Origin of the sequence: Bordetella petrii (genome assembly GCF_000067205.1) — a bacterium.
GTDB lineage: Bacteria > Pseudomonadota > Gammaproteobacteria > Burkholderiales > Burkholderiaceae_B > Bordetella_A > Bordetella_A petrii.
On the sequence record NC_010170.1, the window covers coordinates 740,602 to 754,423 of the forward strand.

Genomic DNA, 13,822 nt, shown 5'->3' on the forward strand with positions numbered 1-13,822 from the left:
GCTTACTCGGCGCCGTGCTCCATGCGAGCGTACATGCTGGGCAGCCGGTCGGAAATGAAGTCCAGCAAGGCCCGCACCGCCGGCGCCATGCCGCGCCGCGACGGATAAATGCAATGCACGATGCCCGACGGCGACAGCCAGTCGGGCAATATCCGCACCAGTTGCCCGCGGCGCACTTCTTCATAGGTGGCAACCGTGGGGAGCAGGCTGATGCCGCGGCCGCGCACGGCGGCCTCGGTCAGCACGATGAAGTCGTTGCAGCACAGTTGCGGACGCAGCGTGACCACCAGTTCTTCGTCTTGCCGGTTGCGCAGCGGCCAGCGCACTTCCGATTGCGGCTCGCTGAAACTGAGCGTCGTGTGCGCGGCCAGGTCCTGCGGGGTCTGGGGCGTGCCATGGCGCTGCAGATAGGCCGGGCTGGCCACGATGCTGCTGCTGGCCATGCCCAGGTGCTTCACCACCAGTTCGGCATCGGTGTCCAGCCGGGTGCGCACGCGCAGCGCCAGATCTACCCCTTCGCGTATCAGGTCCACGCGGCGGTTGGTGGCCAGCACCTGCACCGACACAGACGGCCAGGCATCCAGGAATTCGGGCAACAGCGGAGCCAGCATCTGCTGCGCGATGGCAATCGGGCAGCTCACCACCACCGGCCCGCATGGCTGCGCCTGCAATTGGCGCATGGCGTCTTCGGCGGCGCGCGCCGAGGCGGTCATTTCACGGCAATAATGCAAATAGCGTTCGCCCGCCAGGGTCAGCCGCAGGCGGCGGGTCGTGCGCTGCAACAGCCGCACGCCCAGCGTCGCCTCCAGTTGCGAAATCCGCCGCGACAAGCGCGACTTGGGAATATCGAGCGCCCGCGACGCCGCGCTGAAGCCGCCGTGCTCCACGATCTGCGAAAAATAGAACAGGTCATTCAGATCTTGCATGGCGACGGCTCCGGCTATTGTTCTGTAAATGGAACGAGTAGTTCATCATAACCGGGTTTTTGGTTCTAATCAGCTTGACTACAGTGAGGCATGTCCAACGCGCCCCACCCGGCGAAACCGGAGAACCTCTTATGAAAACCCTCGTTATTCTCTCTTCCATTCTTGGAGACCGTTCGCACTCGAAGCAACTGGCCGACCATCTTATCCAGCGCCTGCGCCAGCACGAACCCGATGGTTCGATCCGCGTGCGCGACCTGGCCGCCGATCCGGTTCCGTATTTCGACGGCGCGACCGCCGGGGCGCTGTTTACCCCCGCCGATCAGCGCACGGCCGAGCAGGCCGCCATCGTCGCCCGCAGCGACGCCCTGGTGGCCGAACTGTTTGACGCCGACCGCATCGTGTTCGCCGTGCCGGTCTATAACTTCGGCCTGCCGGCCCAGCTCAAGAGCTACATCGACCAAATCGCCCGCGCCGGCGTCACATTCCGCTATACGGCGCAGGGCGTGCCCGAGGGCCTGCTCAAGAACAAGCAGGTAGTGGTGCTCAGCGCGCGCGGCGGCAAGGCCGAAGGCACGCCGGCCGACACCCTGACCCCCTATCTGGCACAGGTGTTGGGCTTCGTGGGCCTGGTCGATCCGGTGTTTATTTCCGCCGAAGGCATGGCGATGGGAGAACTGGCTGCCCAGGACGGGCTGGCGCTGGCCAGGCAGCGCATCGACGCGCTGGTGGCGGGGGCGCCGCAGCAAGTGGCGGCCTGACGGCCGCCCCTTGGCGGGGCGGCGCCCCGGCAAGTCAGTCGCGCAGGCGCGCGATCAGGCTCGACGTATCCCAGCGTCCGCCGCCCATCTTCTGCACATCGCCGTAGAACTGGTCCACCAGCGCCGTCAACGGCAGGCGGGCGCCGTTGTGGCGGGCTTCGGCCAGCACCAGCCCCAGGTCCTTGCGCATCCAGTCCACCGCGAAGCCGAAGTCGAACTTGTTGTCCACCATGGTGCTGCCGCGGTTTTCCATCTGCCAGCTCTGGGCGGCGCCCTTGCTGATCACGTCCAGCACCAGCTTCATGTCCAGATCGGCCGCCTGCCCGAACGCAATGGCCTCCGACAGCCCTTGCACGATGCCGGCAATGCAGATCTGGTTGACCATCTTGGCCAGTTGGCCCGCGCCCGGCGCGCCCACGCGCGTCACGGCGCGGCCATAGGCCTGGGCCACCGGCTTGATGGTGTCGAAGGCCTGCTGTTCGCCGCCGCACATTACCGTCAGCACGCCATTGACCGCGCCGGCCTGGCCACCGGAGACGGGCGCGTCGACGAACTGCAGTCCCTGCTCGCGGGCCAGGGCATAGAGTTCGCGGGCCACGTCGGCCGATGCCGTGGTGTGGTCCACGAAAATGGCGCCGGGCGCCATGCCCGCGAACGCGCCATCATCGCCCAGTACCACGCTGCGCAGATCGTCGTCGTTGCCCACGCAGGCAAATACGATTTGCGCGCCGGCTGCGGCTTCGCGGGGGGTGGGGGCGCTTTTGCCGCCGAATTCCTCGGCCCAGGCCTGCGCCTTGGCGGCGGTGCGGTTATAGACAGTGACCTCGTGGCCGGCTCGCGCCAGGTGGCCCGCCATGGGCAGGCCCATGACGCCCAGGCCAAGGAAAGCGACTTTCTGGGACACGACCTTGTCGTAGTCCCTGGAACCGATCGATGCCATGCAGAGTCTCCGGGTTGAACGATGGTGAAACCTGAACGTTACCGCAATCGCCTGGCATCGCGGTAAAAACCGCCACGCGAAATGAAAAGTGCCTGACACCCTGTCGGGAGTCAGGCACCTGGCGAGACGGGGCCGACAGCCAGGCCCCGCCGGCATCGCCCCGCTTTCGAGGGGCGCGCCGCCTTCGCGGATCAGTCTTCTTCCACGAATGTCTCTTCGCGCTTCTTGCGGATCGACGGCAGGGCCACCAGCACCACCAGCAGTATCGCCACCGCCAGCAGCGAGGCCGACAGCGGGCGGTCGACGAAGGTGAGGAAGTCGCCGCGCGACAGCAGCAGGGCGCGCCGGAAGTTCTCTTCCATCATGGGGCCCAGCACCAGGCCCAGCAGCAGCGGGGCGCCTTCGCACTTGAGCTTCGACCACACATACCCCACCACGCCGAAGATGGCCGTCGTGAAGATGTCGAAGGTGTTGTAGTTCAGCGAATACACGCCGATCGTGCAGAACACCAGAATGGCCGGGAACAGGATGCGGTAGGGCACCTTCAGCAGCTTGACCCACAGCCCGATCAGCGGCAGGTTCAGCACCACCAGCATCAGGTTGCCGATCCACATCGAGGCGATCAGGCCCCAGAACAGGTCCGGGTGGCTGGTCATGACCTGCGGGCCGGGCTGAATGTTGTGGATGGTCATGGCGCCGACCATCAGCGCCATCACGGCGTTGCCCGGAATGCCCAGGGTCAGCAGCGGAATGAACGACGTCTGCGCGGCCGCGTTGTTGGCCGATTCAGGGCCGCCCAGGCCTGCCGGGTGGCCCTTGCCGAAGCGTTCGGGGTTCTTCGAGATCTTCTTTTCCAGCGTGTACGACGCGAACGACGACAGCACCGCCCCGCCGCCCGGCAGAATGCCCAGCATCGAACCCAGAATGGTGCCGCGTACCGCCGCCGGGGCCGCCTCGCGGAATTCCTGCTTGTTGGGATACAGCGAGCCGATCTTGTCAGTGATGTCGACGCGGTTCTCTTTCTGTTCCAGGTTGGTCATGATCTCGGCGAAGCCGAACACGCCCATGGCCACGATGGCGAAGTCGATGCCGTCTTGCAGTTCGGGGATGCCGAAGTCGTAGCGGGCCACGCCCGAGTTGACGTCGGTGCCCACCATGCCCAGCAGCAGGCCCAGGATGATCATGGCGATCGCCTTGGGCAGCGAGCCCGAGGCCAGCACCACGGCGCCCACCAGGCCCAGGGTCATCAGCGAGAAGTACTCGGCCGGGCCGAACTTGAACGCCACTTCAGCCAGCGGGGGCGCGAACCCGGCCAGCAGCAGGGTCGCCACGCAGCCGGCGAAGAACGAGCCCAGCGCGGCAATGGCCAGCGCGGCGCCCGCCCGTCCGTTGCGCGCCATCTGGTGCCCGTCCAGCACGGTCACCACGGCGGATGTCTCGCCCGGCAGCGCCACCAGAATGGCAGTGGTCGAGCCGCCGTATTGTGCGCCGTAATAAATGCCCGCCAGCATGATCAGGCCGGCTACCGGCGGCAGCACGTACGTGATGGGCAGCAGCATCGCGATGGTCGGCACGGGGCCGATCCCGGGCAGCACGCCGATCAGGGTGCCCAGAACGCAGCCCAGCAGGGCGTACAGCAGGTTTTCCGGCGTGAACGCCACCGAGAAACCCAACATCAGGTGATCAAACAATTCCATGGCCGTTAACTCCTCAGTTCAAGCCCAGAAACGACGGCCACAGCGGGAAAATCAGCCCCAGCCCCTTGACGAACGCCAGGTACGAGAACACCACCAGGAACACCCCATTGGCGGCGGCGACCTTCAGGTTGAACTCGTGGCTGGCCAGGCTGCTGACCACCACCAGCACAAAGACCGAGATATAGATGCCCAGCAGCTTCAGGATCAGGCCATACAGAATGACCGAACCGATCACCAGGAAGGCGATGCGCCAATCGAATTTGTCTACGTGGGTCTCGGTCGCGCTCTTGGTCATCGAGCCGAGCAGCACGATGGCGCCCAATATGGCCAGGACCAGTCCCAGCGCGAAGGGGAAATATCCTGGTCCCATCCGGGCGGCGGTACCCATTTGGTAGCCCGTCGCTTTCCAGGCGAATCCCAGGCCGAGGGCGATGAACATCACCCCCGACCAGAAATCCTGTCGATTGCGTAGCTGCATGGTCTACTCCTATTTACAGCATGTGAGTTGAGGTGCCGCCCGTTGCGGGCCAGCACAAAAAGGGCACTTGGAAATGCCGCTGGTTCTTGTGGAATCGGGGAGGCGCCTTTTGGGCAGCGCGCATGGTAGCGAAGGGGCATGGGCCTGCAAACCCGAGCCATCGGCTGTGCAGATGGGGTTTTCCCTAGATCGGGCGGCCAAGTTGTAACCCCGGGCTCGATCGGCCCGAAAATGAAAGCAAAGTGAAAGTTAATAGAAAGACGGGCGAAAGCTGCCGCAAGCGCGCCGGACGATTTATTCTTCCGGTTGGCCGGCCCCCGTGTCGGGGCCAAGTCCTACCGAATATTGCCGTGTTTCTCACGTTGTGCGTCAGGCCGCCCGGCCAGCGCACGGATGGTTTACGATAGCGCCCATGCTGCAAGACCTCGATCAACTCGCCGCCCGTATCGGGCAACTGGTGCAACGCACCCGGCAACTTCATGCCGAGCGCGACGCGTTGCGTGTCCGCCTGAGCCAAAGCGAATCCAGCCAGCGCGCGCTCGAACAGCGCTGCGCCGATCACCAGGCTGAAATCCAGGCCCTGCAGGCCAAGCTGCAAGAGCACGACAGTGCCGTGGCCGGCATGCTCAACGAGGCCCGCCAGACCGAATCCGACCTGCGCGAGCAACTGGCCCGCGCCACCGCCGACCGCCAGTCACTCGAAAGTCGTGCCAGCGCCCGCGAGGCCGAACTGCAAGGCAGCCTCCATGCGCGCGACACCGATCTGCAGCGCCTGCGCGTCGCGGCCTCGGCCGCGCGCGAGCGCATCGACACCGTGCTGGCCCGCCTGCCCGGCGCCCCCACCGGAGAGCAACCCTGATGGAACGCGTCGATGTCACTATTCTGGGGCGCGACTACTCGCTCGCCTGCTCCACCGAAGAAAAACCCGCCCTCATGGCCGCCGTGCGCCACGTCGATCAGCTCATGCTGCGTATCCAGGGTTCGGGCAAGGTTTCCAGCAACGAACGCATCGCGGTCATGGCGGCACTGCAAATCGCCAGCGAACTGTTGGCCATGAAAGCGCCCGATGGTCCTCTTGGCGGTTTGGCGGTCGGCGACTTCAAGCGTAGAATTGAAGACATGAATTCCCTGCTCGACGACGCCTTGTCCGGGCAGGAAAAATTGTTGTAGGGCGCAAGCCCCCGGCGTGTCGGTATCACGCGATGGTTTTCAGTTTGTCCCTGCCGTGTTCGTGACTTGGCCATACATTCTCTGAACCTATGTCTTACGGCATATTGGTTGCGCGAATGGTGAGCTGGAGCGCTTGTCTCTTTGCAGATGAACCCGACGCTCAACGGAACGCGACCACCTTGAACCTCACGGTTCGAGATGCCGGCCTAGACGGCACAGGTGGGGCATCTTTTCCGGCGGGCCTGCTTCATGCAGGTCCGCGCCGGATGTCTCTTCCTCCTTCCCTTCCCCCTACAGGTTTGCCATGATGCACTCCCATCCCGTGCTTTCGTTGAACCGTATCGCGGCCGCGTGCTGCGCCGCGTTGGCCCTGGCGGCCGCGCAGCCGGCGCTGGCGCAACAGCCTTCGCAGCAACAGGAACAGCAATCCCAGGACACCGGCGCGCATGCGCCCGAGCTGACGCTGCAGGCCTCCGCCTCATCCGACGTGCAGCAAGACACGGTGCGCATCACACTGGCCGCCGAACTCGAGGCCGCCTCGCAAGCCGCGGCCGGTAAGGCGCTGACCGCGGCGCTCGACGACGCGGTCAAGCGCGCCCAGGGCGTCAAGGGGGTAGAGGTTCGCACGGGGGGCTACAACGTGTGGCCCAACACCAACGAGAAAGGCAAAATCCAGAACTGGCGCGGCCGCGGTGAAATCACCCTCGAATCCAAAGATTTCGCCGCGGCGTCGGCATTGGCGTCCAAGCTGTCCGACAAGACCGCCATCTCGCAAATCAACTTCCTGCTGTCGCGCGAAGCCCGCGAAGCTGAAGAGCGCAAATTGCTCAGCCAGGCCGCCCAGGCCTTCCGCGACCGCGCCCTGGCGGCGGCCACCGCGTTCGGCTTCAGCGGCTACCGCGTGCGCAGCCTGGAACTCAGCGGCGGCGGTTCACCCACGCCGGTGCCGCGCCCCATGGGCATGCAGATGATGGCCAAGAGCAGCCAGGCCGAAGCCGCCGATGTGCCGCTCGAGGCTGGCAAGGTCACCGTCAGTATTTCCGTCAACGGGACGGTTGCCTTGCACTGAACACGTACAAGGCAATTCCCAGCGCCACCATGGGCAGGGACAGCCACTGTCCCATGCTCATGCCGCCGGCCAGCAGGCCCAGGAAATTATCCGGTTCGCGGGTGAACTCCACCAGAAAGCGGAACGTGCCGTAGCCAATCAGGAACAGCGCGCTTACCTGGCCCGTGGGGCGCGGCCGGGCCGAAAACCACCACAGCAGCGCGAACAGCGCAATGCCTTCCAGCCCCAGCTCGTACAGCTGCGACGGGTGGCGCGGCAGGCCGTCGCCCGACTGCGGAAACACCATGGCCCACGGGACATCCGTAGGGCGGCCCCACAATTCGCCGTTAATGAAGTTGCCCAGCCGGCCCGCGCCCAGGCCCAGGGGAATCAGGGGCGCGATGAAATCGCTGACGGTGAAGAAAGACAGCCCCTTCTTGCGCGCGAACAGCAGCATCACCAGAATCACCCCGATCAGGCCGCCGTGAAACGACATGCCGCCCTGCCACAGGTAGAGTATTTCCAGGGGATGCGCCAGGTAGTAGCCCGGCTTGTAGAACAGCACGTAGCCCAGCCGCCCGCCCAGCACCACGCCCAGCACGCTATAGAAAATCAGGTCTTCCAGGTCGCGCGGACCCAGCGCCGGCGTGTGGCCGCGGGCCAGGCGCATGCGCCCCAATACGTAGACCAGCGCGAAACCCACCAGGTACATCAGCCCGTACCAGTGAATGGCCAGCGGACCGATGCGCAGGGCGATGGGATCGAATTCGGGATAATGCAGCATATTCCGCCACGCAAAAAAAGATTGGATCGATAATAACCGGCGAACGTGTCGCCACGCAGCGACGGGCGGCCAGCCGCCGCGCGGGCCGCGCCACACTCCGGAGAGACAGACCATGCCCAGCAACGAACGTTCACGCCACATCACGCAAGGCGTCGCCCGCGCGCCCAACCGGGCCATGTATTACGCGCTGGGCTACCAGGAAGCCGATTTCGACAACCCCATGATCGGCGTGGCCAACGGCCATTCCACCATCACCCCCTGCAACAGCGGCCTGCAGCGGCTGGCCGACGCGGCCATCGATGCCGTGCGCGCGGCCCGCGCCAATCCGCAGGTGTTCGGCACCCCCACCATATCCGACGGCATGTCGATGGGCACCGAGGGCATGAAATACTCGCTGGTGTCGCGCGAAGTCATTGCCGACTGTATCGAGACCGCCGTGCAGGGCCAGTGGATGGACGGCGTCGTGGTCATCGGCGGCTGCGACAAGAACATGCCCGGCGGCATGATCGCGCTGGCCCGCATGAACGTGCCAGGCATCTACGTGTATGGCGGCACCATCAAGCCGGGCCGCTATAAAGGGCAAGATCTCACTATCGTGTCCGTGTTCGAAGCCGTCGGTGAGTACACCATGGGGCGCATGGACGGCGAAGATTTCCGCCAGATCGAAAAATGCGCCATTCCCGGCTCGGGCTCGTGCGGCGGCATGTACACCGCCAACACCATGAGTTCGGCCTTCGAAGCCATGGGCATGAGCCTGCCGTATTCCAGCACCATGGCCAACGAAGACGACGAAAAAATCGCCTCGGCCGCCGAGTCCGCCCGCGTGCTGGTCGATGCCGTGCGGCGCGACGTGCGGCCGCGCGACATCATCACGCGCGAATCCATCGAAAACGCCGTGTCGGTCATCATGGCCACGGGCGGCTCCACCAATGCCGTGCTCCATTTCCTGGCCATCGCCCACGCCGCCGAAGTTCAATGGACCATCGACGACTTCGAGCGCATCCGCCGGCGCGTGCCGGTCATCTGCGACCTCAAACCTTCGGGCCGATACGTGGCCACCGATCTGCACCGCGCCGGCGGCGTCCCGCAAGTCATGAAGCTGCTGCTCGCTGCCGGCTTGCTGCATGGGCATTGCATGACCATCACCGGCAAGACCATCGCCGAAACGCTCGCCGACGTGCCCGCCGAGCCGCCGGCCGGCCAGGATGTCATCCGGCCTATCGGCCGCGCGCTGTACCCGCAGGGCCATCTGGCCATCCTCAAGGGCAACCTGTCGCCCGAGGGCTGCGTGGCCAAGATCACGGGCCTGAAGAATCCCGTCATCACCGGCCCGGCGCGCGTGTTCGATTCAGAAGACGACGCCATGGCCGCCATCATGGAACGGCGCATTCGCGCTGGCGACGTGGTGGTCATCCGCTACGAAGGGCCCAAGGGCGGTCCCGGCATGCGCGAAATGCTGGCGCCCACCTCGGCGCTGGTGGGGCAGGGCCTGGGCGAAAGCGTCGGCCTCATTACCGATGGCCGCTTCTCGGGCGGCACCTGGGGCATGGTCGTGGGCCATGTCGCGCCCGAGGCCTATGTGGGCGGCCCCATTGCCCTGATCCGCGAAGGCGATTCGGTTACCATCGACGCTCACCAATTGTTGTTGCAGCTCAATATTTCTGACGACGAAATGGCGGCGCGCCGCAAGGCCTGGGTCCAGCCCCGGCCGCGGTACACGCGCGGCGTGCTTGCCAAGTTCGGCAAGCTGGCCGGCACCGCCAGTCGCGGGGCAGTTACCGATGCATTTGAAGCATAGTCTGGCGGCCTTGGCCGCCTGCGGCCTGTGGGCCGTCTGGCCGGCTTGGGCCGGTGCCCAGCAGCCAGCCGACGGCCTGGCCCTGGCGCAGCGCAAGGCCTGCATGGCCTGTCACCAGGTCGACAGCAAGCGGGTCGGCCCGCCACTGCGCAGCGTGGCCGAGCGCTACGCGGGCCAGGGCGACGCCATGGTCCAGTACCTGGCGGGCAAAATCCGTTCGGGTGGTCGCGGCGTCTGGGGCGCGGTGCCCATGCCCGCGCAATCGCAGGTCAGCGAAGACGAGGCGCGGCAGCTGGCGCAGTGGATACTGTCGCTGCCGCCCGGCAAGCCGCAATAGCGATGCGGGCCGGCCACCTTCCGCAAGCAATTCCGCGACCGGCTACCGGCTGATCCAGGTTCGGCGGGCTGGCGGGAACGCCAGGCGCCGTCGCGCCATCTAATGCGGCATACTCCCGAATAATGCGGGGCAGGAGCTGCGGATATGTCATTGACCTTGCTGAAGCCCGCCGGCGCGGCATCGACCGATGCTGAACTCGCCGGGCGCATCGCCGCAGGCGATAGCGAGGCGCTGCATACGCTCATGCGGCGCTGCAACCAGACCCTGTATCGCACCGCCCGCAGCATCCTGCGCGACGACGCCGACGCCGAAGAAGCCGTGCAAGAGGCCTACTTCAAGGCCTATCGCGTCATGGCCACATTTCGCGGCGATGCTTCGCTCACCACCTGGCTCACGCGCATCGTGATCAACGAGTCCAAGCAGCGCCTGCGCCAGCGCGAACGCCGGCTGCGCCTGGTGCCCCTGGTAGATTTCCCCGCCGACGATCCCCGCCTGCCGGAGAAAAGCATGGTCGAAGCCGCCATCGGGTCGTTGCCCGAGCAATTCGTATTGCGGGCGCAAACGCGCAAACTGCTCGAATACCAGATCGACCAGCTGCCCGACGCATTCCGCACGGTGTTCATGTTGCGCGCCGTCGAGGAAATGACCGTCGACGAAGTCGCCGACTGCCTGGATATTCCCAGCGCCACCGTGCGCACCCGTTATTTCCGTGCGCGCGCCCTGTTGCGCAAGGCGCTCGAGCGCGAAATGTCCGCCGAACTGAACGGGGCATTCTCGTTCGCAGGCGATCGCTGCGACCGTATCGTCGCGGCCGTCATGGCGCGGCTCGGCGCTTCGCCGCCACGCTGATTTTTCTCTTACCGGAGGATCACCATGTCGTTTCTAGCGATAGGGGCGTGTCCGCGCGCGCCCTCTGCCCGGCGCGCATTTCTGGGTCAAAGCGGCCTATTGTTGTCTGGCGCGGCCGTGGCGCTGCTGGCCGGGCGCGACGCCTTGGCCAAGGGTTCCAAGGCGCAAGAGTCCGATGTGCGCATTCTCAACACCGCCCTGGGCGCCGAACTCGAAGCCATCGCGGCCTATCAGGCAGGTGCCGAAAGCGGCCTGCTGCAAAAGCCCGCGCTGAACCTGGCGCTGGCTTTCCAGGGGCATCACAAGGCGCACGCCGACCTGCTGTCCAAGACCGTCGCCTCGCTGGGCGGCAAGCCCGTGGCCGCGAAAGACAGGTATGTGTTTCCCACCAGCACCCTGAAATCCCAGGCCGACGTGCTGCGCTTTGCCGCCTCGCTTGAAAAGGGCGCGGTCAGCGCCTACCTGGGGGCCGTGCCTGTGTTCGACAACCGCGATCTGGCCAAGGCGGCCGCCAGCATCCTGGGCGACGAGGCCATGCACTGGGCCGTGCTGCGCCAGGCGCTGGGCGAAGACCCCGTGCCGGGGGCGTTCGTATCATGAAGCCGCGCGTCATCGTCGGCGCCAGTTGCCTGGTGGCGGCGGCACTGGCCGGCGGCGCGGCAAGGGCCGCCGCGGCCGGCTACACGGGTGATGCCATGCGCGGCCAGTCGGTCTACGAGCGTTGCCTGGCGTGCCACGCGATTGCCTACGATCGCACCGGTCCTCGGCATTGCGGCCTGTTCGGGCGCCGCGCCGGCAGTGTGCCTGGCTTTGACTATTCCGAGGCCATGAAGCATTCCGGCATCGTGTGGAACGAGCAGACGCTGGATGTGTTCCTGAAAAGCCCGATGACGGCGGTGCCGGGCACGTCCATGGGCTATGCCGGTATCCCCGACCCCCAGGAGCGCGCCGATCTCATCGCTTACCTGAAGCAGGCGCCCGCCTGTGCGCCGCAGTAGGGCGCACGGCGGGCATTGCTTTATTCGACGGCCTTGACCACTCCGCGCCGCATCTGGTCCAGCTCGATGGACTCGAACAGCGCCTTGAAGTTGCCTTCGCCGAAGCCGTCATTGCCCTTGCGCTGGATAATCTCGAAAAAGATCGGGCCGATCTGGTTCTCGGTGAAAATCTGCAGCAGCAGCCCGCCGCCGGGCGCGCCATCGAGCAGGATGCGGTTGCGCTGCAGGCGCGCCACGTCTTCGCCATGATTCGGCAGGCGGCGGTCCAGCAGCTCGTAGTACGTGTCTGGCGTATCCAGAAAAGTCACTCCGTTGCTGCGCAGGGCCTCTACGGTGGCGTAGATGTCTTCTGTGGCCAGGGCGATGTGCTGGATGCCTTCACCGCGATACAGATCCAGGTATTCCTGAATCTGGCCTTTCTCTTCAGTGCCTTCCTCGTTGATCGGGATGCGGATATTGCCGCAAGGCGAAGTCATCGCCTTCGACTTCACGCCGGTCACTTTGCCTTCAATGTCGAAATAGCGAATCTCGCGAAAGTTGAACAGCCGCTCATAGAACTCCGACCACTCCGCCATGCGGCCCTTGTGTACATTGTGGGTCAGGTGGTCCACCAGCGTCAGGCCCGCGCCGGCGTGGGTCAGGTCGCTTGCGGCGGTTTGCACGTCCAGCGGTTCGAAGTCCACGTCGTAGATGCTGATGTCGCCAATGCCGCCGTGGCCGTTTTTGCCGCGCCAGCGGTCTACCAGGTAAATCAGCGAATCGCCGATCCCCTTGATGGCCGGGATGTTCAACTCCATGGGGCCGCTATGCGAGTCAAAGCCCCAGGCGCCCAGCTCCAGGGCGCGCTTGTAGGCGCGGGCGGCATCCTGCACGCGAAAGCCAATCGCACAGATCGACGGGCCATGCAGCCGCGCGAAGCGCTGCGCGAACGAATCCGGCTCGGCATTGATCAGGAAGTTCACGCCGCCCTGGCGATACAGCGTCACGTCTTTATGGCGATGCCGGGCAATCGCCTTGAAGCCCAGCGTCTCGAATACCTTGCGCAACGCGGCAGGGTCCGGCGCCGCGTACTCGATGAATTCGAACCCGGCGGTTCCCATCGGGTTGTCCCAGGTCTGGAAAGTGGTGCTCATGGGGGCGCTCCTTGTCTCGTCTTTCATGTGACTCGGAAATTCAAGTCTAGGACGGAGATTGTAGGCAGCCTAGGCCAGCAGGTGATTGCAAACCTGCCCTGATAAAGCATAAGTTGGACAATAATATTGCTCAGTACTTATTGATTGGGAACAAAAATGGCTGAACTAGACCTGGATCGGACAGATCGCAGAATCCTGGCCGAACTGCAGCGCGACGGCCGCCTCAGCAACCAGGAGCTGGCCGACCGGGTTTCGCTGTCGCCCAGTCCCTGCCTGCGGCGCGTGCGCCGGCTTGAAGAGCGGGGCTATATCAAGCGCTACGTCGCCCTGGTCGACGCTGAAAAAGTCGGGCTGGGCCTGCTGGCCTATGTGTCCATCCGTTTGGACAAGCATGTGGGCGGCAGCCACGCGCCCATGGGTGAATTCGCCCGCGATGTGCAGCGCTGGCCGGAAGTGGTCGAGTGCTACGCCATGTCCGGCGACATGGACTACCTGTTGCGCGTCCAGGTGGCCGATCTTGCCCATTTCTCCAGCTTTGCCATGGACACGCTGATGCGCCACCCGGCAGTGGTGGACATGAAGTCCTACTTCGCCCTGCAGCAAATCAAAGAAACCACGGAGTTGCGCCTATGACTATAAGTACGGGCTGCAAGCAGATAAGGTGGGCGGTAAGAGGCGGGCAGCAAGAGGCGGGTAGCGGGGCAGCCTGAGGAGCTGGGCGGCGGACTAGGGCCACGGTCTGTCCCCGTTTATTTTCGGCGTTTCAAAAAATAGTGTCGCAGTTGGCGGCACGGCCCCGGCAGGTGTGCTATAGTCTCGCTCCTTCGCTGCCGAGACGCGGTTTTGTCCAGGCAGCGGGGCCGCAGTCAAAGACACGGCGGCGGTGCGATAGCCCAGGGGTTGTTG

Annotated in this window: 16 protein-coding genes and 1 other RNA gene; 11 read left to right on the forward strand and 6 right to left on the reverse strand. The window is 65.0% G+C overall.

Annotated features, from left to right (window positions below):
• Positions 1–2: 2 nt before the first annotated feature.
• The gene (locus BPET_RS03345) at positions 3–926 is read right to left on the reverse strand and encodes a LysR family transcriptional regulator (RefSeq protein WP_012247685.1); all 924 of its coding nucleotides are present in this window, start codon (positions 924–926) and stop codon (positions 3–5) included.
• A 131-nt stretch (positions 927–1,057) separates the two neighbouring features.
• Between BPET_RS03345 and BPET_RS03350 the strand changes: the two genes are divergently transcribed.
• Positions 1,058–1,684: an FMN-dependent NADH-azoreductase gene (locus BPET_RS03350; protein ID WP_012247686.1), complete on the forward strand. Its 627-nt coding sequence runs from the start codon at positions 1,058–1,060 to the stop codon at positions 1,682–1,684.
• A 34-nt stretch (positions 1,685–1,718) separates the two neighbouring features.
• Here the strand turns inward: BPET_RS03350 and BPET_RS03355 are convergent, their stop codons facing one another.
• From BPET_RS03355 to BPET_RS03365, 3 genes are all read right to left on the reverse strand, one after another.
• The gene (locus BPET_RS03355) at positions 1,719–2,624 is read right to left on the reverse strand and encodes an NAD(P)-dependent oxidoreductase (RefSeq protein ID WP_012247687.1); all 906 of its coding nucleotides are present in this window, start codon (positions 2,622–2,624) and stop codon (positions 1,719–1,721) included.
• A gap of 191 nt (positions 2,625–2,815) precedes the next feature.
• Positions 2,816–4,321: a tripartite tricarboxylate transporter permease gene (locus BPET_RS03360; protein WP_012247688.1), complete on the reverse strand. Its 1,506-nt coding sequence runs from the start codon at positions 4,319–4,321 to the stop codon at positions 2,816–2,818.
• 13 nt (positions 4,322–4,334) lie between these two features.
• The gene (locus BPET_RS03365) at positions 4,335–4,799 is read right to left on the reverse strand and encodes a tripartite tricarboxylate transporter TctB family protein (RefSeq protein ID WP_012247689.1); all 465 of its coding nucleotides are present in this window, start codon (positions 4,797–4,799) and stop codon (positions 4,335–4,337) included.
• A 412-nt stretch (positions 4,800–5,211) separates the two neighbouring features.
• Here BPET_RS03365 and BPET_RS03370 point away from each other — a divergent pair, with 412 nt between their 5' ends.
• From BPET_RS03370 to BPET_RS03380, 4 genes are all read left to right on the forward strand, one after another.
• Entirely contained in the window at positions 5,212–5,658 is a 447-nt protein-coding gene (locus BPET_RS03370) for a hypothetical protein (RefSeq protein ID WP_012247690.1), read from the forward strand.
• A complete protein-coding gene (locus tag BPET_RS03375) occupies positions 5,658–5,969 on the forward strand; it encodes a cell division protein ZapA (RefSeq protein ID WP_012247691.1) in 312 nt (103 codons plus the stop codon). Before BPET_RS03370 ends, BPET_RS03375 begins: the two co-directional genes overlap by 1 nt.
• A gap of 44 nt (positions 5,970–6,013) precedes the next feature.
• A non-coding RNA gene (ssrS, locus tag BPET_RS25705) (6S RNA) lies at positions 6,014–6,199 on the forward strand.
• Positions 6,200–6,276: 77 nt separating this feature from the next.
• On the forward strand, positions 6,277–7,038 hold the full coding sequence (locus BPET_RS03380) for an SIMPL domain-containing protein (RefSeq protein WP_041862673.1): 762 nt from the start codon (positions 6,277–6,279) through the stop codon (positions 7,036–7,038).
• Here BPET_RS03380 and lgt read toward each other — a convergent pair.
• Positions 7,013–7,801, reverse strand: a complete 789-nt coding sequence (lgt, locus tag BPET_RS03385; protein WP_041862674.1) for a prolipoprotein diacylglyceryl transferase — start codon at positions 7,799–7,801, stop codon at positions 7,013–7,015. The genes BPET_RS03380 and lgt overlap by 26 nt on opposite strands.
• A gap of 112 nt (positions 7,802–7,913) precedes the next feature.
• Between lgt and ilvD the strand changes: the two genes are divergently transcribed.
• The 5 genes from ilvD to BPET_RS03410 all read left to right on the forward strand — a co-directional run bounded on the left by ilvD (position 7,914) and on the right by BPET_RS03410 (position 11,783).
• Positions 7,914–9,599, forward strand: a complete 1,686-nt coding sequence (gene ilvD, locus BPET_RS03390; RefSeq protein WP_012247693.1) for a dihydroxy-acid dehydratase — start codon at positions 7,914–7,916, stop codon at positions 9,597–9,599.
• Positions 9,583–9,936, forward strand: a complete 354-nt coding sequence (locus tag BPET_RS03395) for a c-type cytochrome (RefSeq protein WP_012247695.1) — start codon at positions 9,583–9,585, stop codon at positions 9,934–9,936. Before ilvD ends, BPET_RS03395 begins: the two co-directional genes overlap by 17 nt.
• Before the next feature lie 144 nt (positions 9,937–10,080).
• Positions 10,081–10,785, forward strand: a complete 705-nt coding sequence (locus tag BPET_RS03400; RefSeq protein ID WP_012247696.1) for an RNA polymerase sigma factor — start codon at positions 10,081–10,083, stop codon at positions 10,783–10,785.
• 24 nt (positions 10,786–10,809) lie between these two features.
• Entirely contained in the window at positions 10,810–11,385 is a 576-nt protein-coding gene (locus BPET_RS03405) for a ferritin-like domain-containing protein (RefSeq protein ID WP_012247697.1), read from the forward strand.
• Positions 11,382–11,783 (forward strand): c-type cytochrome, encoded by a 402-nt coding sequence (locus BPET_RS03410; protein WP_012247698.1) that lies wholly within the window; start codon positions 11,382–11,384, stop codon positions 11,781–11,783. Before BPET_RS03405 ends, BPET_RS03410 begins: the two co-directional genes overlap by 4 nt.
• 20 nt (positions 11,784–11,803) lie before the next feature.
• Here the strand turns inward: BPET_RS03410 and hppD are convergent, their stop codons facing one another.
• Positions 11,804–12,916 (reverse strand): 4-hydroxyphenylpyruvate dioxygenase, encoded by a 1,113-nt coding sequence (gene hppD / locus BPET_RS03415; RefSeq protein WP_012247699.1) that lies wholly within the window; start codon positions 12,914–12,916, stop codon positions 11,804–11,806.
• 156 nt (positions 12,917–13,072) lie between these two features.
• Between hppD and BPET_RS03420 the strand changes: the two genes are divergently transcribed.
• Positions 13,073–13,549, forward strand: coding sequence for an Lrp/AsnC family transcriptional regulator (locus BPET_RS03420; RefSeq protein WP_012247700.1), 477 nt, complete (start codon positions 13,073–13,075; stop codon positions 13,547–13,549).
• Positions 13,550–13,822 lie beyond the last annotated feature (273 nt).